Source organism: Nesterenkonia ebinurensis, assembly GCF_008711175.1.
Taxonomy (GTDB): Bacteria; Actinomycetota; Actinomycetes; order Actinomycetales; family Micrococcaceae; genus Nesterenkonia; species Nesterenkonia ebinurensis.
In genome coordinates, this window is sequence record NZ_VWNF01000049.1 from 101,125 (window position 1) to 124,329 (window position 23,205).

A 23,205-nucleotide genomic window follows, 5' to 3' on the forward strand; every position below is an offset into this window, starting at 1 on the left:
TGTGTATCTCCATGTACGAGCGCGATGGGCAGTTCAAGTCCCCCTCGCGCACGAGTGTTAAGTGGCCTCTGACCTGGGGTTTTGTACTCCGGGTTGGGGCCATTTTCGTGCCATGTGCCGAGATATGTGCTAAGCGTTCCCGAGATGGGCCGCGAAGCGGTCGGCTGTGGCCTTCTGCATCGTCGGGGTGACATGGCTGTAGGTGTTCATCGTGGTGGTGATGGTGGAGTGCCCGAGGCGGTCTGCCTGTCATAGCGCTCCTGGTACACCTCGCGTGGGGTGACGTCGACTTGTCTCCCTAACCGTGAACCCTTTTGTATCATTTCTCACTTAGATCATCTAAAGTAGAAATATCGACTGCGGAAGGGAGGTTGTGATGGGTGAGTCTGTCGAGCGTCTGTGGCATCCCGAGGAGGCGAGCGGCCTGAGCCGCAAGGATCGTGCTCCTGGTCGTTATCTGGCCTACGTGCCCGACGAGCTGGGCGGCAGGCTCCCGTCGCTCGGTGCCGAGGCGCAGGGCGCGGCGGAGGATGCGTTGGCGGTGCTTGCCCGCGCGGATGAGCGGATCGGGGTACGTGGTCGGTATCTGAACCATCTGCTGATTCGGTCGGAGTCCATCTCGTCGTCGTGGATTGAGGGCAACCGGGTCACTCCGAAGCGCCTGGCGATCGCGGAGCTGCTGCATCAGGGGCCGCGCCAGGCTTTGGACGTCGTGGCGAATGTGCGGGCCACGGAGGCGGCCATCGCCGAGTTGGCCGACCACAGGCGTGACATCACGGCCGACGACATCGTGGATCTCCAGCACGTGATCGAGCCGCGTTTGGAACGCGGGCTGCGGCAGGAGCAGAACTGGGTCGGCGGGCCCGGTTGGTCGCCGCTGCGGGCGGCGTTCGTGCCGCCGCCGGAAACCGAGGTGCCCCGCCTCGTGGCCGACCTCGCCCGTTTCGTCACCGAGACGGGCGGGAATCCGGTCGTGCGGACCGCGATCGCGCACGCACAATTCGAGACCATCCACCCGTTCATCGACGGCAACGGCCGCACCGGGCGCGCGCTCATCCACACGATCCTGCGCCGCGCCGACGCACTACGGAACGCACTCATCCCGATCAGCGCCGTCTTCGCCGGAGACACCGATGCCTATATCGCCGGACTCACCGGCTATCGTGCCGATCCGCCTGCGCTTGATGAGTGGGTGATTGGCTTCGCGCAGGCGGCGGAGAAGGCCGCGGGGAACGCGGTGAGGCTGGCGGAGGACATCGCTGTGCTCGACCGCGAGGTGTACGACCGGTTTATCGCTTTCCGCCGTGACCGTGGCCTGAACCCGGCAGTGCCCCGACGGGATGCCGTTGTGCTGCGAATCCTCGACACGCTCGCCTCGGACCCGGTGCTCACCGCCGAGTCCGTCAGCACGCGCCTATCCGTCTCGCCTGCGGCGGTGCATCGGGCGCTGACTGAACTGGCTGAGGCGGGCATCCTCGGTCGCACGAAGGATCAGCGAGGTCGGCTGGTGTGTTGGACCGCCGACCGTCACCTCGCGCTCGTCGCGCTCACCGAGCGCAGCAACCGCGTCGGCGGCGAGGACACCCGGGGTCGTAAACCGCGGCTCGGACCTGCGCTACCCGAGGTGAGTCAGTTGGGCGTGCGACGCTCGTCGTCCACCACACGAGGTAACTCTCCTGGCCTGTAAGTCGACGAGGCCGATGGTCGACTACTGGAACCATAACACCGCGTACCACGCGGAAATGCTCGCGGCTGTGCCACTGCGAGGTGGGGATGTGCTCGACATCGGCTGCGGGGAGGGCCCCGGGTAGAGAAGCTTGCAACGAAAGCCACGGGAGTGATCGGCGTCGATCCTGATCCGCAGACGATCGCCCGAGCGCAACGACGTCTCACCGAGACACCGAACGCCCTGGTCGCCCTCGGCTCATTCCTCACAGCGCCGGAACTGGACGGGCGACATAGGCGTGTTTTTCTTGGTGGTGCGGGTTTGGCCGGTCCTGTTGTCGCTGTGGGTGCGCCTTGCTGCTGCACCAGCCCTGGGGTACTGCTTGGGTTATAGGGGGTGATAGGTCATAAACGTGGTGCTGGGCCGGGCGTGTCATACCCGGCCCGCCTGATGGGGGCGGCGTCGTGCTACTTCTGCTCGCGCTTCTGGGCTTCCAGCTTCTGCTTGGCCACCGAGGCGTAGACATCTACATACTCCTGCCCGGAGAGCCGCATGATCTGGCTCATGATCTGGTCGGTGACCGCGCGCTGGGCAAACCTATCGCCCACATTGCCGTAGTAGCCCTCAAAGTGCAGCGGTTCGCCGATGATCAGCCCCACCCGGTGGATGCGCGGGATGTTCCGGTCAATAGGCTGGACCTTATCCGTGCCGATCAGCGCCATCGGGATCACCGGGACCTGGGCGCGCAGGGCCAGCTGCGCCACCCCCAGCTTGCCGCGATAGAGCCTGCCATCGGGGGAGCGGGTGCCTTCGGGGTAGATGCCCAGCAGATCACCGTTGCCCAGGGCGGCAGCCCCGTTGTCCAAGGAGTTCTGGCTGGCCGCCCCGCCAGAACGGTCCATCGGGATCTGCCCGGTGATGTCGAAGAACCAGCGGCTCCACAGCCCGGAGACGCCCTTGCGCTTCCAATAGTCGTTCTTGGCCAGGAATCGGACCGGACGCGGGATAGCCACCGGGATGAACACCGAATCGGAGAAGGACAGGTGGTTGCAGGCCAGGATCGCCGCACCCTCAGCCGGCACATTGTCCAATCCCTTGACCCAGGGCCGGAAGATGGTGTTGACCGCCGGTCCCACCAGGAAGCGCTTGGCATTGTTGTAGAACAGCAGAGAGCCCACGTGCAGTCTCTTCCTCTCGGCCGGCATTGAGGTCTCGGTCGGTGAACCGCTACTACTCTAAGCGCTTGAACCGATACTCTGGTGCCATGCACAAGCGACCTGATGGTGACTCCTACTACCGGCGCCGGACCTCCCGGCCCCAGCCCGGGCGCCCGGTCCCCAAGAACCTCGGCGCCCGCGGCCCACGTGACTACACTCCCGCGGAGCCGGAGGATGACTTCCGCCCGCCGAACCCTAAGAGCCCGGTGGCCGGGGCCAAGCCCGGAGTAGTCATCGGGGCGGTGCTGATGATCCTCGGCATCCTCGCGCTGATCCTCTACCCGTTCCTGGGCGGTTTCCTGCCCGCTACCTTCCAGTCCGGCTGGACTGTGGCCGCACTGCTCGGGATGGCGATCTTCGGGCTGGTGGTGCTGTTTATGCAGATGCCCTCCAAACGCTCAGGAAGCGACGACGGCGCACGGCTCTGAGCTGGTACCGGGCCGCAGTCCATACCCCGGCCCTCTCGGCGAGCTTACGCTGGCCATCACGACGAAGTCGGCGAATCGCTGCGCTTGCGGCTCATCGGCTGAGCTGAACTGCAGAGGTTGTAGTCGCTGCAGCGCTTCGCTGGTAGCTCATAGGTGCTGCTAGTGTGTCCTCCAACACATATACTGGCCAGTAAGTCTATGAGCCCGGCACATCCCCTGGGAGGAGAAGCGCGTGAAAGAATATGCCATACCCGCCGCAGTAGAGGTTGAGCAGGACCTCAACATCACCGATCTGCTGGAGCGACAGGTTGCTGAGAATCCCGGTAACGCTCTCTTCGGCCGTCAACTGACCCCGGGTGAGTGGACTGATGTGACGGCAGCTGAGTTCCGCGACGACGTCGTCACCCTGGCCAAGGGCCTGATCGCCAAGGGGATCGAGCCCGGGGAGAAAGTGGCCATCATGGCCGCCACCCGGTATGAGTGGACACTGCTGGACTTCGCCATCTGGTACGCCGGAGCGGTCACCGTGCCGATCTACGAGACCTCCTCACCCTCCCAGATCGCCTGGATCGTGCAGGACTCCGATGTCAAACTGGTCTTCACTGAGACCGACTCGCACGCCAAAGCAGTGGACCGAGCCATCATCCAGGAGAAGCTGGAATCGGTCAAAGAACTGCTCACCATTGAGGGCGAGGACCTCGACGAGCTGCGCAGCGCCGGCAAGGACATCCCCGAGGAGGAGCTGGAGTCCCGCCGTTCGGCAGCAAACCTCGAGGACCTGGCCACCATCATCTACACCTCGGGCACCACCGGTAAGCCCAAGGGCTGCGAGCTGACCCACGGCAACTTCGCGGAGCTCAGCCTCAACGCCCTGGCCTCCCTCAAGGAGGCCATCAACATCAACGCCTCCACCGTGCTGTTCATCCCGCTGGCCCATGTCTTCGCGCGGTTCATCTCAGTGATCTGCGTAGCAGCCGGCGCCCGGGTCGGCCATACCTCTGACATCAAAGAGCTGGTGGACGACCTCGGCACCTTCCAGCCCACCTTCCTGCTGGCCGTGCCCCGCGTGTTCGAGAAGATCTACAACGCGGCGATGATGAAGGCCGATGCAGACGGCAAGGGCAGCATCTTCCAGAAAGCCGCCCAGACTGCCATTGACTACGCCAAAGCAACCCAGGACGGCAAGCCCGGTCTGGGGCTCAAGCTCAAGCACGGACTCTTCGACAAGCTCGTCTACTCCAAGCTGCGCGCCCGGATGGGCGGCCAGGTGCAGTACGCAGTCTCCGGGGGCTCACCTCTCGGGGCGCGGCTGGGCTTCTTCTTCAAAGGCATCGGCCTGCACGTGATGGAGGGCTACGGCCTCACCGAGACCACCGCTCCGCTGACGGTCAACACCCCCAGCGCCACCAAGATCGGCTCAGTGGGCCAGCCGCTGCCCGGCCACGCCGTGCGGATCGACGAGTCCGGCGAGATCCTGGGCAAGGGCATCTGCGTATTCCGCGGCTACCGCAACCGTCCGGATGCCGATGAGGAGTCCTTCATGGAGGACGGCTGGTTCCGCACCGGCGATATCGGCTCCCTGGACTCCGAGGGCTTCCTGACCATCACCGGCCGAAAGAAGGAGATCCTGGTCACTGCCGCAGGCAAGAACGTAGCACCAGCCCAGCTGGAGGACCAGATCCGGGCCGATGCCATCGTCTCCCAGGCCGTGGTGGTCGGCGACGGCCGGCCCTTCGTGGCAGCACTGATCACCTTGGACGCCGAGACCCTCCCAGCATGGTTGGAGTCCCACGGCATCAAGCCCGATACCCCGGTCAGCGAGCTGATCGAGGACCAGAAGATCATCGACCACGTCCAGTCTGTGGTGGACAAGGCCAATGAGTCGGTCTCCAAGGCAGAATCAATCCGGGAGTTCAAACTGCTGGAGAGTGACTTCACCATCGAATCCGGGCATCTGACCCCCTCCATGAAGATTCGCCGCGCCGACATCATGAAGGACTACGCAGAGGCTGTGGACTCGCTCTACGCGGAAGCCGCAGAGGCCCGCGCAACCCAGGCCTGACAGGTGCTCCGGACGGCGGTTTCCACCATGTGGACCGCTGTCCTGGCACATTAGGCGGGCTGCAACCTCCACCATTACCCTATGGGGGTGACTGTTGCAGAAGAGCCCCGCGTCGAGACCCCGCTGACAGCCCCCGGTGAGATCGTTCACACCGGTGCTGCCGAGTATCCGGGTCTTGACCGCTGGCGCGACCTTCCGCTGAAGCAGCAGCCGCATTGGCAGGATCATCCTGACTTCGACTCCGCCTACGCCAAGCTCTCCGCCAACCCGCCGCTGGTCTTCGCCGGTGAGGTGGACAAGCTCAAGCGGCGGCTTGCCAAGGTGGCCCAGGGCGAAGCCTTCCTGCTCCAGGGCGGGGACTGCGCTGAGACCTTCAGCGATATCACCGCAGACAAGATCAGCGCCAAGGTCAAAACCCTGCTGCAGATGGCAGTCGTACTCACCTACGGTGCCGCTCTGCCAGTGGTGAAAATGGGCCGAATGGCCGGCCAGTACGCCAAACCGCGCAGCTCAGACTCAGAGACCCGCGGCGAGGTGACCCTGCCCAGCTTCCGCGGCGAGATTGTCAACGGCTTCGACTTCACCGCGGAATCGCGGCTGCCCGACCCCAAACGCATGGTGGAGGCCTACCACAAAGCGGCCTCCACACTGAACCTGATCCGCGCCTTCACCGAGGGCGGCTTCGCCGATCTGCGTGCCGTCCAGCAGTGGAACAAAGGGTTCATGGAGAACCCCGCCCACGCCAAGTATGAGCGCATCGCCGGAGAGATCGACCGCGCGGTGCGGTTCATGAGCGCCTGCGGGGTGGAGTTCGAGGGGCTCAAGCGCACCGAGTTCTACTCCGCCCATGAGGCCCTGCTGCTGGACTATGAACGCGCCCTGACCCGCATTGACTCCCGCACCGGCAAGCCCTACGTGACATCCGGTCACTTCGTGTGGATCGGTGAGCGGACCCGCGACCTGGACGGTGCCCATGTGGACTACCTTTCCCGGGTGCGCAACCCGATCGGCGTGAAGCTGGGGCCCTCCACCACCCCGGAGACCGTGCTGGCGCTGATCGAGAAGCTCGACCCCACCCGTGAGCCCGGTCGACTGACCTTCATCACCCGGATGGGAGCGGCGAATATCCGCCAGAAACTGCCGCCCCTGGTGGAAGCAGTGCGCGATGCGCAAGCCAAGGTGGTCTGGGTGACTGACCCGATGCACGGCAACACCATCACCGCCAAGAACGGGTACAAGACCCGCAGATTCGATGACGTGATGGACGAGGTCCGCGGATTCTTCCAGGTCCACCAGGCCGCCGGCACCTACCCCGGCGGGCTGCACGTGGAGATGACCGGCGATGATGTGGCCGAATGCCTCGGCGGCTCCGATGTGATCGACGAGTCAGCCTTCAACTCCCGTTACGAGTCCCTGGTGGACCCGCGACTGAACCATAAGCAGTCCCTGGAGATGGCCTTCCTGGTGGCTGAGGCCCTCACCCAGGTCAAATAGCCCAGGTGAGCTGCCGGCCTATCCGCCCAGCGGGGGGATGATGCTGTTGCTGATCCCCAGCTGGTAGCCCAGCAGCATCAGCAGTGCGGTGATCATGATGACGACGACGCCCGCCACTGCCTGCCGTGCCGGGCTGGGACCGTCCAGCTGCTCCATGGGCCGCTGCCGCTGCTTCTTACCCGCCCGCGGATCATAGCTGCCGCGCCTCCTTGCCCCGGATGGGGTCTTGGGCTTCGAAGCGGCCTGCTGGCCGGTGTCAGCATCGTCCACGCTGAGCCTGCCCAGCTGCAGAGGGACTTCGGCCACCGTCTGACGGTCCTCCTCGGCCAGTGTGGCCCAGGGGTCTGCGGGCTGGGCCTGCTGCGGGGCCTGGGGCCGAGGGGCGGGCGGCGGAGGAGCCGCTGCCGGCTGGGTCAGCGCTGCGGTGGCATCCTCCCCGACGGGGTCCGCAGGATGCTGCGCATTCAGCGGGTCCCAGACCTCGGGGTCCCTATCGAAAGTCCCGTCATCGGCGGTCGGGAAGTCTTCGGAGGATACCGCCACTGTGGTGTCCTCGTGGTCGGTCTCCTCAGCGAGTTCCGGAGGAGTCCCGGCCGAGGCCGCGGAGCCGGGTGAACCGGCAGCCGGCATCACCTGGGTGGCAGAGGAGGTCGCTGCGGCGTCGTCGTACCCTGTTGCATCTGCAGGGGGAGGCGGGTTGTGCCGATGATGCTTGGCGATGGCGCCCTCAAAGTCCAGGTCCTCTGCCGAGAGCTGCTCCCGGGCAGACTCCAGCAGCTGAAGCAGCTCATCAGCGTTCTTGGGGCGGTCTACCGGATCGCTGCGGGTAGCTTCCCGCACCAGATCGTCCAGCGGCGCGGCCAGTCCCGGAACATAGGAAGAGGGCGCGGGCACCGTGGAGTTCACATGCTGGAAGGCCACCCGGACCGGGGTGTCCCCGGTATAGGGCTGGACCCCGGTGAGCATCTCGTAGAGCAGGATGCCCACCGCATAGATGTCAGCCCGCTCATCGGCGCGCTCTCCGGAGAGCAGCTCCGGTGCGATATAGGCCACGGTGCCCATCAGGGTGGATGTCCCGGAGTGATGGGTGGCCGCCCGCGCCAGCCCGAAGTCGGCCAGTTTGATCCGCCCCTCGGGGGAGACCAGCACATTCTCTGGCTTGATGTCGCGGTGCACCAGCCCCGCCCGGTGCGCAGCACCCAGCCCGCCCAGGATCGCCTGACCATAGGCCAGGGCCAGGCGTGGAGTCATCGGGCCCCGCTTGAGCAGCGTGCGCAGAGTGGCACCCGGCACATACTCCATGACCATATAGGCGGTCTCACGGGTCTGCCCCTGGTCGAGCACCTGGACCACATTGGGATGGCTGAGCAGTGCAGAGTTGCGGGCCTCCTGCTCAAAGCGCTGGACCACCTTGCGGTCCTCGGCCATATGCGGGAAGAGCACCTTGATGGCCACATCCCGGTGCAGCCGGGAATCGGTGGCCAGGTAGACGGTGGACATGCCCCCGCGCGCCACACGCTTCTGGATCGTGTAGCGCTCACCGATGGTGGCGCCGATCCAGCTGTCCTCTGAGCTCATTGGTTCAGGGTATCGAAGTCAGCCTGAACACACGCTCAGGACGTGCGGGAGGTCAGCAGGCGCGCGGTATGCGCCAGCAGAGCCTGCCCCAGAACCTCAAGGTCACTGAGCACCTGGGGCGGGGCGCCCTGCTCACCGAGCATATGACGTGACTTCGAGGAATCCTCCCGCAGCTGCTCGATGTTCCGCGCTACCTCAGCCAGCGCGCCAGACTCAACGATGAGCCTGCGAGCGCTGCGGACTTCGGGCTCTGCCAGATGGGGGCTGCCGAGGAGCTGCTTAAGCTCGGCGGCCGCCGCGGCGGGGAGTCTGCCCACTGCATAGCTGATGAGCTGGGTGCGCTTTCCCTCCCGCAGGTCATCACCGACCGGTTTGCCGGTGACCTCAGGATCGCCGAAGACTCCGAGCAGGTCATCCTGAAGCTGAAATGCTTCGCCCAGGGGCAGAGTGGACTCAGAGAGAGCCGCCAGAAGCGCCGCAGACCCGCTGTTGAGGGCAGCGCCTAAGAGCACCGGATACTCAACGCTGTACTTGGCTGATTTGTAGACAGCGATCCGCCGGGCCCGCTGCAGGGCCTGCTCATCGCCCAGGTTCAGGTCCACCTCCGCCAGAACATCCAGGTATTGGCCGGTGATGACCTCGGTGTGCATCCGTCGGAAGATCCCCCAGGCTTCTTCTGCAGGGCTGCCCGCAGCCTGACGCGCCTGCTCGAAGGCCTCAGAAGCCCAGGCCAGCGCCAGATCACCGCTGAGGATTCCGCCTGCGGCGCCGAAATGCTCCCGGTCTCCGCCGAACTGTGCCCGGCTGTGCAGGCTTTCGAAGCGCTTATGCGTGCTGGGTGCCCCACGCCGGGTTGCGGATCGATCAATGATGTCATCATGGACCAGGGCGGCAGCCTGGAAGAGCTCCAGGGCCACCCCGAGGCCGACCACTGCCGGATGGGCAGCGGCAGCCACAGGATCAGCAGCCTCAGGATCATTGTCTCCCGCGGCGGCCCGCCAGCCCAGCCAGCCCAGCAGCGGGCGCATCTTCTTGCCCCCGGCTGTGAGTTCCAGCAGCGCATCCACCAGGGGAGCGGCGTCAGGATCGATGGCAGCAATCTCAGCCCGTTTGTCCTCCAGCAGCGCCTGGCACCTGATCTTCACGTTCTGCACGAGCTCGCTGCCGCCGGGCGGGGGGAACGGTGAGGCTCCGGTATCTCCAACGGTGGGCATACCCTTGATCCTATGGGTTCGCAGCAGTCCAGGACGCAGGGGGCCGGCGCGCCGATCATCGCGCATGTGGATATGGACGCCTTCTACGTAGAGGCCGAGCTGCTGGACAAGCCGGAGCTGCGCGGCCGCAAGATCATTGTGGCCGGCGGAGCCCATGACGTCGGGGACCCGCGCCAACGCGCCAGCGCGGCAGTAGGCCATGTCAGTGAGGGCCGTTATGTGGTGCTCTCAGCCTCCTACCAGGCACGCACCGACGGGGTGCGCTCAGCGATGCCGCTGACCAGGGCACGCCGACTCAGCCCGGACTCGGTGATTATCCCGCCGCAGATGCACCGCTACCGGGAGCTCTCGGCAGCCATCATGGAGTATTTCGACACGCTGACCCACCGCAAGGAGCAGCTCAGCGTGGACGAGGCCTTTCTGGACCTCACCGGAGCACGACGCCGCCTGGGTGATCCTGAGCAGATGGGTCGGCTGATCCGTACCGGACTGCGCGAGCGGGTGGGACTGCCCGCCACCGTGGGCATCGCCGACCGCAAGTTCATCGCCAAGATCGCCTCCACCAAGGCCAAGCCGGACGGACTGCTGGTGGTCCCGCCACAGAGGCGCACCGAGTTCCTGCACAGTCTGGCGGCCACCGAACTGTGGGGAGTCGGGGCCAAGACCGCAGAGGCGCTGGCCGGTATGGGGCTGCGCACCGTAGCTCAGATCGCCGAGACCCCCAAGCAGGCGCTGGCCCGCCGGCTGGGCGCGGTGGGGGAGCAGCTGCACGATCTGGCCTGGGGGATTGACCCTCGCGAGGTGGAGCCGCACCGGGTGGAGAAGAGCATCGGGGCGGAGGAGACCTTCGCCGCTGATGTGCACTCTGAGGACCAGCTGCGCAGAGAGCTGCTGCGGTTGGCCCATAAGGTGGCCGCCAGGCTGCGTGCTGCGGAAGTGGCTGCCCACGGGGTGAGCCTCAAGCTGCGCTGGCGGGACTTCTCCACGCTCACCCGCTCGGCAACCCTGCCGCACGGCACCCAGTCGGCTCCAGAGCTGCACCGGCATGCAGTGCGGATGCTGGCAGGACTCGGGCCGCGCGTCCAGCCGGTGCGATTGGTCGGCATCCGGGCCGAACGCCTGGGAGCCGCCGATGGCAGCCTGCAACTCAGCTTCGACGCCCATGACGACGACTGGCTGGCCGCCCAGCGTGCCCTGGACCGGGTGGCCGGGAAATTTCCCGGCTCAGCTGTGCGTCCAGCCGCACTGCTGGACCCCAGAGAAGACGGGGACACCGACTGAGTCTGGAGAGTTCCTGGGTATCACGTGACAACTCGATCACAGATTCGCTTCCGGCTATGTGGTGAAGGGGTCAAGAAGATAGACTGGGGATCCAGAGACCACAGGAGACCCAAGGAGCATCCCATGCCACTGTCGGAACGCGAGCAGCGGCTGCTGAAAGAGCTGGAGCAGCAGCTTCAGACCGAGGACCCCAGCTTTGCCAGCTCGCTTGAAGAATCTCCTGTCGGCGGTAAGTTCAACGTCCGCAATCTGGTGCTCGGCCTGCTCGTAACAGTGGTGGGCATCGGAGTGCTCATCCTGGGCATCTACCAGCAGCTGATCCCGGTAGGCATTCTCGGCTTCATCGTGATGGGAGCCGGTGTCTACTTCGCCACCGCTGGCGGGCCCTCGGTTCCCCGATCCGGCGGAAACAGCGGCAACGGAAACGGCGGCGGCTCCGGAGGCACCGGGCCCAGGGCCCCCGCCCCCAGCCCCTCCGGCGGCTCCTTCATGTCCTCCATGGAGGAAAAGTGGGAAAAGCGCCGCCAACAGTAGCCCCTCCACTTTCCACCACTGAGCCCCTGCGCTGACCGGCGCGGGGGCATTTTTCTGCCCGGAGGGCACGACGCCGCCCATAGCGCTCCACCGCGCTCCCCACTACTCTCCACTCCACCCCACCATGCAAAACCCCAAGTCAGCAGGGGATTAGTGGGCGTCGTCGTCCTCGAAAACAACTCAGAGGGGAGAAGTGCGGCCAAATGTGGTTGGAAAGTGGGGGAAAGTGGAGTAAAGTGGAGCGTGATGGAAGACCGATTGAGCCGAGAGCAGTGGCAGCTTGCTGACAGTGCCGAGGTGATTGAGGAAAACCGGAGCCGCCAGGCTCTGGGCTGAGACGGCACCGGATCGGACAAGTGAGGAGTCAGGCGCCATGTTTCTGGGCACCTACACCCCTCGCCTGGACGATAAGGGCCGCCTGATTCTGCCGGCGAAATACCGGGACGAGCTCACAGCCGGGCTGGTTCTGACTCGCGGGCAGGAACGCTGCATCTACGTGTTCAGCACTGATCAGTTCGCGGCAGTGCATGCACAGATGCGGCAGGCGCCGCTGACCTCCCGCCAGGCACGTGACTACATTCGCGTGTTCCTATCCGGGGCCTCCGACGAGACCCCGGATAAGCAGGGCCGGATCACCATCCCCCCGGGCCTGCGGGAGTACGCGGGACTGGGCCGGGAGGTCACAGTGATCGGAGCGGGTGACCGCGCCGAGATCTGGGACAGCGCGGCCTGGAACACCTACCTGGAGGAGAAGGAGTCCGAGTTCTCCTCCACTGACGAGGAAGCCATCCCCGGCCTCTTCTGACAACAGAACATGACGGCCCTTGAGTGAGCCTCCTTACCGGACCGGCGCATCCTGACTTCACTTCCCCGATGTCAGGCGGCCCCGGCCCCGGTGGGGGAGCAGATTCAAGGGCCGGATTCGTCCAGGTGCTCAGCACGACGCAGCGGAGGTGAGTATGAGCGCACAGGCAGCCCAGAAGCATGTGCCGGTCATGCGCGAGCGCTGCACCGAGCTGCTGGCCACCGCCTGCCGGGGATTCCTGCAGAACGACGACGCCGCTGTGGTGATCATCGACGCCACTCTGGGTATGGGCGGGCACAGCGAAGCAGTGCTGGAGGCCGTGCCCGAGGCCACTGTGGTCGGCATCGACCGGGACCCCCAGGCACTGCAGCTGGCAGAGGAGAGGCTTCAGCGGTTCGGCCCCCGGTTCCGCAGCGTCCGGGCAGTCTACGACCAGGTGGCCGAAGTCGCAGCAGGACTGGCCGAGCATGAGGTGCTCACCGGGGTGCTGTTCGACCTCGGAGTCTCCTCTCTGCAGCTGGATGAGGCACAACGGGGCTTCGCCTACTCCTATGACGCGCCGCTGGATATGCGCATGGACTCCAGCGCCGACTCCCAGGACCCCACCGCCGCCGAGCTGCTGGCCACCATCAGTCAGGCAGAGCTCAAACAGATCCTCTCCGAATACGGTGAGGAGCGCTTTTCCGGGCGGATCGCCTCCGCGATCATCCGCGCCAGGGACTCAGCACCGTTGACCACCACCGCGCAGCTGGCCGCAGTGATCGACTCCGCGGTGCCCGCAGCGGCCAAGCGCACCGGCGGACACCCGGCCAAACGCAGCTTCCAGGCCATCCGGATTGCGGTCAACCGCGAACTGGAGGTGCTCAAGCGGGCAGTACCGGCAGCCATGGACGCAGTGGTCCCCGGCGGCGTCGTCGTGGCGCTGTCCTACCACTCCCTGGAAGACCGCATCGTCAAACGGGCCTTCGCCCAGCGGAGCACTTCCTCGGCCCCGGCCGGGCTGCCGGTGGAGCTGGAGGAGCACAAACCCACCTTCCGGCTGCTGCTGCGCGGAGCCGAATCACCCCAGCAGGACGAAATCGTCCAGAACCCGCGAGCCGCCTCCGCGAAGCTGCGGGCAGCTGAGAAGATCAGGACAATGGCAAGGAGTAGCCTATGAGCGTTCTGCCAGCAGAGGAGCTGCGCACCGCCGACCGTACCGAGGGCCAGGGCTCCCAGCGCGGGCGGGCCAAGGCCCAGCCTGCGCTGCAGGCACTGCCCACGGTGCGCCGCCGCCAGCGCGGACTGATCGCCGGGGTGCTGCTGCTTCTGCTCTCCGCCTTAGGCGCGGTGCTCGCGGTCAACATCCACGTGGCCAACTCCCAGTACCAGGTGGTGCAGCTGACCAACCAGCACCGGGACCTGGTGCATCAGAACCAGGCCCTGGCCCAGCAGGTGCAGTTCCTGGAGTCCCCGCAGAGCCTCTCCAACTCCGCGGTGACGGTGGGTATGGTGATGCCCGCCACCGCCGGCACCTTCGACCTGCACAGCAGGGAGATCGTCAGCTCCGCAGAGGAGGCCTCCAACTCTCAGGTGCCCTCCAACTTTGTGGGCGCCCCCGGCTACAGCCAGCCGGAGACTGCCGCAGCCGATGTGGCCGAGCAGGCCGAGGCCGCACCCTCCGGAGTTCTGGGCGCCGGCGCGTTGCACACGCTCACCGAGACCCCGGCGGGTGAGAATGGAGCCGGCAGTCAGGAGACCGTCACCAGAGCCGGCTCCGCACTCAACGGCGGAACCATCCCAGCACCCGACGTGACCGAGTAACCCGCAAGGAGCACGCACCTATGGCGCGAACCCTCTCACTGCGGATGCGCATCGGCCTGGCCATTGTGCTGGCCATGCTGGTAGTGCTCGGCGGAAGGCTCTTCCACATCCAGGGCCTGGACCCGGCCGGTCACGCCCAGGACGCCGTGTCCAACCGGCTGCACACCGTGGAGCTGCCCGCGGCCCGCGGGAACATCCTGGACTCGCAGAACCGGCTGATGGCTTCAAGCGCTGACCACTACGACATTGTCGCCGACCCTCGGCTGATCGGGGAGTACACCGTGGCCGATGAGGCCCTGGGGCTGCAGCGCCCGGTGACCATCGAGCAGACTGCCCAGGAGCTGGCCACCATCCTGGACCGGGAGTACAGCGAGGTGCTGGAAGCGCTCACCGCTGAGGAGATCCACTACTCAGTCATCGCCCGCAGCGTCACCCCCGAGGTGCACCAGCAGGTGATGGCGCTGCGCGCCCCCGGCGTCTACTCCGAACCGGTCTCCGAACGCACCTACCCAGCAGGCTCGGTCGCCGGATCCGTGGTGGGATTCGTAGGCTCCGACGGCCCGCTGGAAGGCATCGAGAGAGCCCAGGACGAGGCGCTGACCGGCGAGCCCGGCGAGCGGATCTACGAGGTGGGCGCCGACGGAGTGCGCATCCCCACCGCCACCTACGAGGAGACCCCGGCCCAGGACGGCCAGGACGTGCGGCTGACCATCGACCAGGACCTGCAGTGGTTCGCCCAGGAGGCCATCGCCGCCAAGGCCAACGAGTACAACGCCCAATGGGGCAACGCCACCGTGGTGGACCTGCGCGAGGGCAGCGAGGGCGAAATCCTGACCATGGCCGATTCGGAGACCGTGGACCCGGCAGATCCGGCGGCCACCGATGAGCTGTTCCGCCGCCCGCTGGCACTGACCCAGTCCTTCGAACCGGGCTCCACCGGAAAGTCGGTGACCTTCGCCGCAGCACTGGAGGAGGGCGTGGTCTCCCCGGAGGATCAGTTCACCGTACCCTTCCGGCTCACCGTCGACGGTGAGACCTTCCGCAACGCCCGCTCCCACGCCGACTATCAGATGACCGCTGCCGGCATCTACGCCCGGTCCTACAACACCGGGACCATCCTGATCGGCAACCAGCTCGACGACCAGACCCGCTACGACTACCTGCGCAAGGTGGGCTACGACGCCCCGATCGACATCGGCCTGGGCATCGACGGGGAGTCCTATGTGCGCCCGCCCGAGGAATGGGACCGCCGGCAGCCGATGACCACCCAGTTCGGCCAGGGCTATGAGGGCACTGTGATGCACAATGTGCAGCTCTACCAGATGCTCGCCACTGACGGGGTCAAACATCCGCTGCGGATTGTGGATGCCACCATCGACCCCGACGGCACCGAGCACCCGGTGGCCAGTGAGCCCGAGCAGGTCTTCTCCCCGGAGACCTCCGAGGAGATGCTTAAGCTCATGGAGGGTGTGGTGGAGTACGGCTCGGCCCAGGGCGCACAGATCGAGGGCTACCGGGTAGGCGGTAAGACCGGCACCGCAGAGGCCGCCAGCCAGACCGGCGGATTCGACGGCTACACCATCAACTTTGTGGGGGTGGCCCCCCTGGACGACCCCCAGTTCCTGGTCTCGGTGACCGTGCACCGGCCCGCCGGCCAGTTCGGCGACTGGGACCTCACCGACACCTTCAACGACATCATGACCCACACGCTGACCAGCTACGACGCAGCACCCTCCGAGGAAGAGTCGGAGGCCTATGATGGTTTCGTGGGTGAGCGTCAGGACTATCCGTGGTGAGCTCCGGCCAGCAGGGCCGGGGCACCGATGTCGGCACTCTGGCTGACCAGCTGGTGGCCGCCGGATACAGCCCCATCATCACCCCGGTGGCCGAGAGCACAGACCGGATCAGGCTCACCGGGGCTGCGATGACCCCGGCCCAGGTGGAGCCCGGCGACCTCTTCGTCGCCGTCACCGGGGCGCGCGCCCACGGCGCAGACTTCATCGACCAGGTCCTTGCCCGCGGCGCGGCCGCAGTTCTCACCGACCCCGCAGGAGTGGTCAAAGTCCGCGAGGCCACCGGCTACCGGCTCCCGGTGATCGAGGTGACCGGGGTACGCGATGCCGCCGGGCCGGCCGCCGCAGCCATCTACGGCACCACCGCCACCTCTGACCCGGCCCTGTTCGGTGTCACCGGCACCAACGGCAAGACCACCACCACCTACTTCCTGCGCAGCCTGCTGGACACCCTGCTCACCGGCAAGGGACGCAAGACCGGACTGATCGGCACCATTGAGATCGCCGCAGGCTCCACGGAGGCCGGGTACGAGACCATCGCCTCAGATATGACCACCCCGGAGGCGGTGGCCCTGCACAAGCTCATGCACTCCTTCCGGGAGAAGAACGTGGCCGCCGCAGCCATGGAGGTCTCCAGCCACGCGATCAGCTACCAGCGCATCTCCGGGCTCTACTACGACGTCGCCGGGTTCACCAACCTCACCCAGGACCACCTGGACCTGCACCGCACCATGGAGGAGTACTTCGCCGCCAAGGCCGAGCTGTTTCGCCGGGCACGCACCCGCACCTCAGTCATCACGGTCGACGACGCCTACGGCCACCAGATGGCCGCCGAGGCCACCGGACACGTGGTCACCCTGGCCACCACCGGCCAGCCGGCCCAGGCGCACTGGGAGGTCACCGAGGTCAGCCCCGAAGCACTGGGCAGCGCCTTCACCCTGGCCAACCGGCACACCGGGGAGCGCATCCGCACCTCCACCGCACTGCCCGGTAAGTTCAACGTCTCCAATGCCGCACTGGCCGCAGTGATGGTGCTGGAGGCTGCAGCAAGCACCGAACGCACCCAGAGCTTCAGCCGGGAAGAGGTGGTCCAGGCGCTAGAAACCGCCACACCCTTCCACATCCAGGTCCCGGGCCGGATGCAGGTCATCGCTGAGACGCCGGCGGCCATCGTGGACTTCGCCCATAACCCGGATGCGATGATCCGCGCCCTGGAAGCGGTGCGCAGACCGGGGAGGGGCAAGCTCATCCTGGTCATCGGAGCAGCCGGGGAGCGGGATGTCACCAAACGTCCCACGATGGGTGCGATCGCAGTGCGGATGGCCGATCACGTGATCATCAGCGATGACGACCCGCACCGCGAGGACCCCGCCGAAATCCGGGCCGGCCTCATGCAGGGCGCCCAGGATGCCATCACCACCGGCGGGCTCACCACTCATCTGGAGGAGATCTCGCCACGCACCGAGGCCATCGCCGCAGCGGTGGCCGTCGCCGGGCCGGAGGACACCGTGCTGCTGGCCGGCCGGGGGCACGAGGACCACCAGGACCTGGCCGGCACCCGGGTGGAGATCGACGACCGGGCAGAACTGGCCCGGGCCCTGACCGCCCGCGGATTCACCACATTGGCCCAGCCGACCGGGGGTGCGGCATGATCGCCCTGACCGCAGCAGAGATCGCCCAGGCGGTCGGCGGCCGGCTGCGCGGCTTCGAGCCGGCCGGGGCCACCAGCCCCGAGCAGCTGACCCTGACCCACGCCGACACCGACTCCCGGAACATGCGGGAAGGCTCCCTGTTCATCGCCAAACCCGGCGAGACCACCGACGGCCACCGGTTCATCGACTCCGCCCTGGCCGCCGGCGCCCAGCTGATCCTGGCCGAGCGGGAGACCGAGAGTCCGGCAGGGTGTGTGCACCCAGCAGTGATTGTCGACGACGCCGTGGCCGCCATGGGTGCCCTGGCCGCAGAGATCATCCGCCGCATCCGGGCACATTCGCCCACCACGGTCATCGGCATCACCGGATCCGCCGGCAAAACCACTACTAAGGACCTGCTGGCCGCGGTGCTTTCGGCTGAAGGCCCCACAACGGCGCCCCAGGGCTCCTACAACGGGGAGGTCGGGGTGCCGCTGACCGTCTTCGCCGCCGAGCTGGACACCCGGTACCTGATCATCGAGATGGGCGCCGACGCTCCGGGCAACATCGCCTACCTCTGCCGGATGGTGCAGCCCGATATCGGCGTGGTGCTCATGGTGGGCACCGCCCACGCCGGCAAGTTCGGCGGAGCCGAGAAGATCGCGGCCACCAAGGGGGAGCTCGCCGAACTGGCTGCCGGCCAGGTGATCCTCAACGCCGATGACCCTCAGGTGACCGCCATGGCCGGCCGGGCCAGCGCCCCGATCACCTGGTTCGGAGAATCAGCTGAGGCTGATGTGCGTGCCGAGAACCTCAGCCTGGACTCCGCAGGACATCCTGTCTTTGACCTGGTGACCGGCACCGACCGGCACCGGATGGCCTCCGGTCTGATCGGTGCCCACCACGTGACCAATCTGCTCGCCGCAGCGGCGGCCGCCCAGGCAGCCGGGGCGTCGTCGTCGACTGTTGCCCACAGACTCAACGGACTGGGCCCCAGCTCCCGCTGGCGGATGGAGCGCACTGAACGGGCTGACGGGGTCACCATCATCAACGACGCCTATAACGCCAACCCCGAATCCATGCGCGAGGCGCTGCGCACCCTGGCCACCTTGGCCCGAGACTCCGGGCGGCGCAGCGTGGCCGTGCTGGGACCCATGCTGGAACTCGGTGAGGAGTCCGTCTGGCGGCACCATCAGCTCGGCGAGACCGTGGTACGGCTGAACATCCACCAGACCCTGGTGGTGGGCCAGGAGGCCTACGGGCTCTACCGGGGGGCGATCGCCGAGGGTTCCTGGGCCGATGAGGTGCACTGGGTCGAAGCCCTGGACGAGGCCGAGGCCTGGCTGGCCACCGCCCTAGAGCCAGGGGATATCGTGTTGTTCAAGTCCTCGAACTCCGCGGGGCTTAGACTTCTCGGTGACGAAATCGCCGCTGGTGCCGCAGACCCGGGCCGCCAGACACCGTTACAGGAAGGAACTGAGTGATCGCCGTCGTCATCGGTGCTGCCCTTGGGCTGCTCCTCACCCTTCTGGGCACTCCGCTGCTGATCCGTTTTCTGGTCAAGCACCAGTACGGACAGTTCATCCGGGAGGACCTGCCTACCGCCCACCAGGTGAAGCGGGGCAAGCCCACCATGGGCGGACTGGCCATCATTCTTGCGGTGGTCCTGGCCTATTGGATCACCCATGGGATCATGATGCTGGTCTCACCCAACGCCTCGGGTCCCACCGCCTCCGGCATGCTGGTGCTGCTGCTGATGGCCGGGATGGGCCTGGTGGGCTTCTTCGACGACGCCGCGAAGATCACCAAGAAGCAGTCCCTGGGGCTGACCCCCTGGGCCAAGATCTTCGGCCAGGGCGCGGTGGGCGTCCTCTTCGCCGTGCTGGCCCTGCAGTTCCCCAATGCCGAGGGGCTGACCCCAGCCTCCACTGCGATCAGCTTTGTCCGGGAGACCGCCCTGGACTTTGCGGTGCTCGGCACCATCGGGGCCGGGATCCTCTTTGTGATCTGGGCGAACCTGATCAACACCGCCACCACCAATGCGGTCAACCTGGTCGACGGGCTGGACGGTCTGGCCACCGGGGCCACCGCCATGATCACCGGGGCCTATGTGATCATCTCCATCTGGCAGTACAACCAGACCTGCGGGGGAGTGCGCGCGGTGGATGCGGTCTGCTACAGCGTGCGCGACCCGATGGATATGGCCACCCTGGCAGCGATCATCACCGGTGCGCTGATCGGCTTCCTGTGGTGGAACACCTCCCCGGCCAAGATCATCATGGGCGATACCGGCGCCCTCGCCCTGGGCGGGGCACTGGCCGGATTCGCCATCCTCACCCATACCCAGCTGCTCCTGGTGATCCTGGCCGGACTGTTCGTGATGGTGACCTGCTCGGTGATCATCCAGGTGGGCTACTTCAAGCTCACCAAGGGCAAACGGGTATTCCTGATGACCCCGCTGCACCACCACTTTGAGCTCAAAGGCTGGTCCGAGGTCACCATTGTGGTCCGGTTCTGGATCATCGGGGCTTTGGCGGTGGGCCTGGGCCTGGCCATCTTCTACGGCGAGTGGATCTTGACCCAATGAGCACCCCCACCCTGCCTGAGCTGCACGGCTGGGACGGGCCCTGGGCCGGCCTGCGGGTGCTGGTGACCGGCTTCGGGGTCACCGGCTTCTCTGCTGCCGATACCCTGGCTGAGCTCGGCTGCCAGGTGGTGGTGGTGGACGGGACCCAGACGCAGCAGAAGAACGACGACGCCGCCACCCTCACCACGGTCTGGGGAGACCGGCTCGACTTCCGTTGGGGCCAGCAGAGCACGACCACACTTGCTCACTTTGAAGGTGACCAACTGCCGGACCTGATCGTCACCTCACCGGGCTGGCGGCCGGACTCACCGATCATGCACGCCGCCGCAGAGGCTTCGATCCCGGTCTGGTCTGAGGTGCAGCTGGCCCGCCGGCTCGGCGCCCGCCCGGGGGCCAGGCAGCCGGACTGGCTGATGCTCACCGGCACCAACGGCAAGACCACCACCGTCACGCTGCTGGAGGCCATGCTCATCGCCGATGGTCGCCGGGCTGTGGCCTGCGGGAACATCGGGATGCCGGTGCTTGACGCGATCCGCGACCCGGAAGGCTTCGAGGCATTGGCTGTGGAGCTCTCCAGCTTCCAGCTGCACTACACCGAGGCCCCCGGCGAGCACGAGGCCGGGCCGCTGGCCGCCGCAGTGCTCAATATCGCTGAGGACCATGTGGACTGGCACGGCAGCCTGGAGTCCTACCTGGCGGATAAGGCCCGGATCTACCAGGCCACTCAGGTGGCGTGTGTCTACAACGCTGAGGATCCGGCCACCGAGCAGATGGTCGCCGCCGCTGATGTGGTCGAAGGTGCCCGCGCTATCGGGTTCACCACCTCCACCCCGGATATCTCCATGCTGGGCCTGGTGCACACCGAGGAGGGCGACGACGTGGTAGTGGACCGTGCCTACCTGGACAACCGTGCCCACCAGGCCTTGGAGCTGGGCGCCCGGTCCGACCTCGGCCAGCTGGCACCCAGGCACCTGGTGGCCAACGCCCTGGCCGCCGCCGCCCTGGCCCGTGCCGCAGGGGTGGCGCCGGAGGCGGTGCAGCAGGCGCTGCGCAGCTACCAGCCGGCTGAGCACCGGATCCAGCCGGTGGCCCAGGCTGAGGATGTGCTCTGGATCAACGACACCAAGGCCACCAACCCGCATGCTGCCGCGGCGTCCCTGAGCAGCTTCTCCGGTGTGGTGTGGATTGCCGGCGGGCTCTCCAAAGGCGTGGACTACTCCGAACTGGTCCAGCAGGTGGCTCCTAAGCTGCAGCATGTGGTGCTCATCGGCACAGACTCCACTCAGCTGCGTTCCAGCCTTGAGCGACACGCCCCGCAGGTGCCGGTCACAGAGGTATCCGGCGGCGATGATGGAGTGGCAGCAATGCGCAGCGCAGTCGAGGCAGCCGATACGCACGCCCAGCCCGGGCAGGCGGTGGTGCTGGCCCCGGCCGCAGCCTCAATGGACCAGTTCGCCTCCTATATCGCACGGGGCGAGGCCTTCATCGAGGCGGTGGCAGACCTGATGCGGCGCAAAGGATTCAACGAGCTCTAGGGAGGGCGCCATGGACAAGCGGCCCCCACGCCTGCCGACATCCTCTCGGAGCGACTCAGCAGTTCTCACCCCGCCAAGCGCCGCCACCCCCGATGAACTGCCAGCCCAGCGCGGCAGCGATGGGGCCAGCGCTGAGCAGCCCACCGGTGAAATCACCAGAGGCCACCTCCGTACCGTCGAGGATGGGCCCGGTGAGGCCGGAGGCGAAGCTGATGGGCCGACTTTAGGCCGTGAAGGCGGGCAGGGCTTTGCCCGCCGAGAGTCGGCGGGAGATCTGCCCGCCGAGACCAGCTCAGACGGCTCGGCAGGCCGTGCCTGGCGCGCCGAGCGGGCCAAACAGCGCGCTGAGCGGATCACCAAGTTCTGGAACATCTTCGAAGGCGGCAACCCCTACACCAACTACTGGCTGGTGCTCGGGGCCACTATCGCCCTGGCCGGCTTCGGACTGACCATGGTGCTCTCCTCCACCTCGGTGGACAGCACCGGCGAAGCCTTCACCACCGCCACCCGGCAAGCGGTCTGGGCCGGCATCGGGGTGGCCGGGATGCTCTTCCTGACCCTGATCCCCACCAAATGGATGGGCTGGATCGGCTGGGCGGCGATGATCACCGCAGGGGTACTGCTGGCCCTGGTGGCCTTCTCGCCCTGGGGCTACACCGGTGGTGGGTCCACCAACTGGCTGCGCATCGGCTCAGTGCAGGGCCAGCCCTCCGAGGTGGCCAAGCTCGCCCTGGTGCTCTGGGGCGCGGCAGTGCTGGCCAAGAAAGGCCGGCTGGTCCAGCAGTTCACGCACTGGATGATGCCCTTCGTGGCACCCGGTGCGCTCTCCGTTCTGGTGCTGGTGCTGGCCGGCGGTGACCTGGGCACCTCGATTGTGATTATCCTCATTGTGGGCGCACTGCTCTTCGCCGCAGGAGTGGGCATGCGCTGGTTCTTCCTGGCCGGACTGCTGGCCTCAGCTGCGGTGGCCCTGCTGATGTGGATCACCCCCTACCGGATGATGCGCGTCTACGCCTGGCTCGGCATGAACTGCGACCACCCCACCGAACCCTGTTACCAGACCGAACAGGGCCTCTACGCCCTGGCCTCCGGCGGCTTCTGGGGCGTGGGCCTGGGCCAGTCCCGGCAGAAGTGGGACTACATCCCCGAGGTGCACAACGACTTCATCTTCACCATCATCGGTGAGGAGCTGGGACTGCTGGGCACCGCCACCGTGCTGGGGCTCTTCGCCATCCTGGTGGTCGGCATCTTCCGGGTGGCCAACGGGGTCTCCAAGGACGACTACCACGGCCGGTTCGTCAAACTGGTCTGCATGGGCATCATCGCCTGGCTGGTCGGCCAGGCCTTCATCAACATCGCCATGGTCACCGGCCTGATCCCGGTGGTCGGGGTGCCGCTGCCGTTCATCTCCTACGGCGGCTCGGCGCTCACCGTGGCACTGCTGGCCATCGGGGTGGTGCTGAACTTCGCCCGCCGCCAGCGGCTCCAGTCCCGCAGGCCCAAGACCCGCCCCAAGAAGCGGCGCAGGCGGTCTACACTGGCACCGCTGAACAAGAAGACCACCACCGCCTGACCAA

At 66.5% G+C, this 23,205-nt stretch carries 18 protein-coding genes; 15 read left to right on the forward strand and 3 right to left on the reverse strand.

From position 1 onward, the window contains the following. Positions 1 to 376 precede the first annotated feature (376 nt). Positions 377 to 1,687, forward strand: coding sequence for a Fic family protein (locus F0311_RS16860; RefSeq protein WP_150463114.1), 1,311 nt, complete (start codon positions 377 to 379; stop codon positions 1,685 to 1,687). A gap of 446 nt (positions 1,688 to 2,133) precedes the next feature. On the opposite strand, the gene F0311_RS16865 is transcribed toward F0311_RS16860, so the two are convergent. Next, a complete protein-coding gene (locus F0311_RS16865) occupies positions 2,134 to 2,832 on the reverse strand; it encodes a lysophospholipid acyltransferase family protein (RefSeq protein ID WP_150463176.1) in 699 nt (232 codons plus the stop codon). Between the two features lie 98 nt (positions 2,833 to 2,930). Between F0311_RS16865 and F0311_RS16870 the strand changes: the two genes are divergently transcribed. From F0311_RS16870 to F0311_RS16880, 3 genes are all read left to right on the forward strand, one after another. Next, positions 2,931 to 3,311: a hypothetical protein gene (locus F0311_RS16870; RefSeq protein WP_150463115.1), complete on the forward strand. Its 381-nt coding sequence runs from the start codon at positions 2,931 to 2,933 to the stop codon at positions 3,309 to 3,311. Between the two features lie 232 nt (positions 3,312 to 3,543). After that, positions 3,544 to 5,373: an AMP-dependent synthetase/ligase gene (locus F0311_RS16875; protein ID WP_150463116.1), complete on the forward strand. Its 1,830-nt coding sequence runs from the start codon at positions 3,544 to 3,546 to the stop codon at positions 5,371 to 5,373. A 123-nt stretch (positions 5,374 to 5,496) separates the two neighbouring features. Then, positions 5,497 to 6,867: a class II 3-deoxy-7-phosphoheptulonate synthase gene (locus tag F0311_RS16880; protein WP_223881454.1), complete on the forward strand. Its 1,371-nt coding sequence runs from the start codon at positions 5,497 to 5,499 to the stop codon at positions 6,865 to 6,867. A gap of 18 nt (positions 6,868 to 6,885) precedes the next feature. On the opposite strand, the gene F0311_RS16885 is transcribed toward F0311_RS16880, so the two are convergent. Continuing rightward, positions 6,886 to 8,445 (reverse strand): protein kinase domain-containing protein, encoded by a 1,560-nt coding sequence (locus F0311_RS16885; RefSeq protein ID WP_150463118.1) that lies wholly within the window; start codon positions 8,443 to 8,445, stop codon positions 6,886 to 6,888. A gap of 35 nt (positions 8,446 to 8,480) precedes the next feature. Next, entirely contained in the window at positions 8,481 to 9,659 is a 1,179-nt protein-coding gene (locus tag F0311_RS16890; protein WP_191090003.1) for a polyprenyl synthetase family protein, read from the reverse strand. A 12-nt stretch (positions 9,660 to 9,671) separates the two neighbouring features. On the opposite strand from F0311_RS16890, the gene dinB reads away from it, so the two are divergent. The 11 genes from dinB to F0311_RS16945 all read left to right on the forward strand — a co-directional run bounded on the left by dinB (position 9,672) and on the right by F0311_RS16945 (position 23,201). Then, positions 9,672 to 10,940 carry a DNA polymerase IV gene (gene dinB, locus F0311_RS16895; RefSeq protein ID WP_150463120.1) on the forward strand — a complete coding sequence of 423 codons (1,269 nt, stop codon included), beginning with the start codon at positions 9,672 to 9,674 and terminating at the stop codon, positions 10,938 to 10,940. A gap of 123 nt (positions 10,941 to 11,063) precedes the next feature. After that, the gene (locus F0311_RS16900; RefSeq protein ID WP_150463121.1) at positions 11,064 to 11,474 is read left to right on the forward strand and encodes a DUF3040 domain-containing protein; all 411 of its coding nucleotides are present in this window, start codon (positions 11,064 to 11,066) and stop codon (positions 11,472 to 11,474) included. Between the two features lie 373 nt (positions 11,475 to 11,847). Beyond that, on the forward strand, positions 11,848 to 12,279 hold the full coding sequence (gene mraZ / locus F0311_RS16905) for a division/cell wall cluster transcriptional repressor MraZ (RefSeq protein WP_150463122.1): 432 nt from the start codon (positions 11,848 to 11,850) through the stop codon (positions 12,277 to 12,279). 154 nt (positions 12,280 to 12,433) lie between these two features. Then, positions 12,434 to 13,438, forward strand: a complete 1,005-nt coding sequence (gene rsmH / locus F0311_RS16910; RefSeq protein ID WP_150463123.1) for a 16S rRNA (cytosine(1402)-N(4))-methyltransferase RsmH — start codon at positions 12,434 to 12,436, stop codon at positions 13,436 to 13,438. Continuing rightward, positions 13,435 to 14,082: a hypothetical protein gene (locus F0311_RS16915; protein ID WP_150463124.1), complete on the forward strand. Its 648-nt coding sequence runs from the start codon at positions 13,435 to 13,437 to the stop codon at positions 14,080 to 14,082. Before rsmH ends, F0311_RS16915 begins: the two co-directional genes overlap by 4 nt. Positions 14,083 to 14,102: 20 nt before the next feature. Continuing rightward, positions 14,103 to 15,878: a peptidoglycan D,D-transpeptidase FtsI family protein gene (locus F0311_RS16920; RefSeq protein WP_150463125.1), complete on the forward strand. Its 1,776-nt coding sequence runs from the start codon at positions 14,103 to 14,105 to the stop codon at positions 15,876 to 15,878. Then, a complete protein-coding gene (locus tag F0311_RS16925; protein ID WP_223881444.1) occupies positions 15,875 to 17,527 on the forward strand; it encodes a Mur ligase family protein in 1,653 nt (550 codons plus the stop codon). The genes F0311_RS16920 and F0311_RS16925 overlap by 4 nt, the downstream gene beginning before the upstream one ends. Beyond that, positions 17,524 to 18,990 carry a UDP-N-acetylmuramoyl-tripeptide--D-alanyl-D-alanine ligase gene (locus tag F0311_RS16930; RefSeq protein WP_150463127.1) on the forward strand — a complete coding sequence of 489 codons (1,467 nt, stop codon included), beginning with the start codon at positions 17,524 to 17,526 and terminating at the stop codon, positions 18,988 to 18,990. The genes F0311_RS16925 and F0311_RS16930 overlap by 4 nt, the downstream gene beginning before the upstream one ends. Further along, positions 18,987 to 20,093, forward strand: coding sequence for a phospho-N-acetylmuramoyl-pentapeptide-transferase (mraY, locus tag F0311_RS16935; protein WP_150463128.1), 1,107 nt, complete (start codon positions 18,987 to 18,989; stop codon positions 20,091 to 20,093). Before F0311_RS16930 ends, mraY begins: the two co-directional genes overlap by 4 nt. After that, positions 20,090 to 21,628 carry a UDP-N-acetylmuramoyl-L-alanine--D-glutamate ligase gene (gene murD / locus F0311_RS16940; protein WP_191090004.1) on the forward strand — a complete coding sequence of 513 codons (1,539 nt, stop codon included), beginning with the start codon at positions 20,090 to 20,092 and terminating at the stop codon, positions 21,626 to 21,628. The genes mraY and murD overlap by 4 nt, the downstream gene beginning before the upstream one ends. Positions 21,629 to 21,638: 10 nt before the next feature. Next, a complete protein-coding gene (locus F0311_RS16945; protein WP_150463130.1) occupies positions 21,639 to 23,201 on the forward strand; it encodes an FtsW/RodA/SpoVE family cell cycle protein in 1,563 nt (520 codons plus the stop codon). Positions 23,202 to 23,205: the final 4 nt, after the last annotated feature.

Bases quoted from the DNA above. Each gene is read 5' to 3' on its own strand.
- F0311_RS16860 (WP_150463114.1), top strand. From the start codon at position 377: ATGGGTGAGTCTGTCGAGCGTCTGTGGCATCCCGAGGAGGCGAGCGGC.
- F0311_RS16870 (WP_150463115.1), top strand. From the start codon at position 2,931: ATGCACAAGCGACCTGATGGTGACTCCTACTACCGGCGCCGGACCTCC.
- F0311_RS16885 (WP_150463118.1), bottom strand. From the start codon at position 8,445: ATGAGCTCAGAGGACAGCTGGATCGGCGCCACCATCGGTGAGCGCTAC.
- F0311_RS16890 (WP_191090003.1), bottom strand. From the start codon at position 9,659: ATGCCCACCGTTGGAGATACCGGAGCCTCACCGTTCCCCCCGCCCGGC.
- dinB (WP_150463120.1), top strand. From the start codon at position 9,672: ATGGGTTCGCAGCAGTCCAGGACGCAGGGGGCCGGCGCGCCGATCATC.
- F0311_RS16900 (WP_150463121.1), top strand. From the start codon at position 11,064: ATGCCACTGTCGGAACGCGAGCAGCGGCTGCTGAAAGAGCTGGAGCAG.
- mraZ (WP_150463122.1), top strand. From the start codon at position 11,848: ATGTTTCTGGGCACCTACACCCCTCGCCTGGACGATAAGGGCCGCCTG.
- rsmH (WP_150463123.1), top strand. From the start codon at position 12,434: ATGAGCGCACAGGCAGCCCAGAAGCATGTGCCGGTCATGCGCGAGCGC.
- F0311_RS16915 (WP_150463124.1), top strand. From the start codon at position 13,435: ATGAGCGTTCTGCCAGCAGAGGAGCTGCGCACCGCCGACCGTACCGAG.
- F0311_RS16920 (WP_150463125.1), top strand. From the start codon at position 14,103: ATGGCGCGAACCCTCTCACTGCGGATGCGCATCGGCCTGGCCATTGTG.
- F0311_RS16930 (WP_150463127.1), top strand. From the start codon at position 17,524: ATGATCGCCCTGACCGCAGCAGAGATCGCCCAGGCGGTCGGCGGCCGG.
- murD (WP_191090004.1), top strand. From the start codon at position 20,090: ATGAGCACCCCCACCCTGCCTGAGCTGCACGGCTGGGACGGGCCCTGG.
- F0311_RS16945 (WP_150463130.1), top strand. From the start codon at position 21,639: ATGGACAAGCGGCCCCCACGCCTGCCGACATCCTCTCGGAGCGACTCA.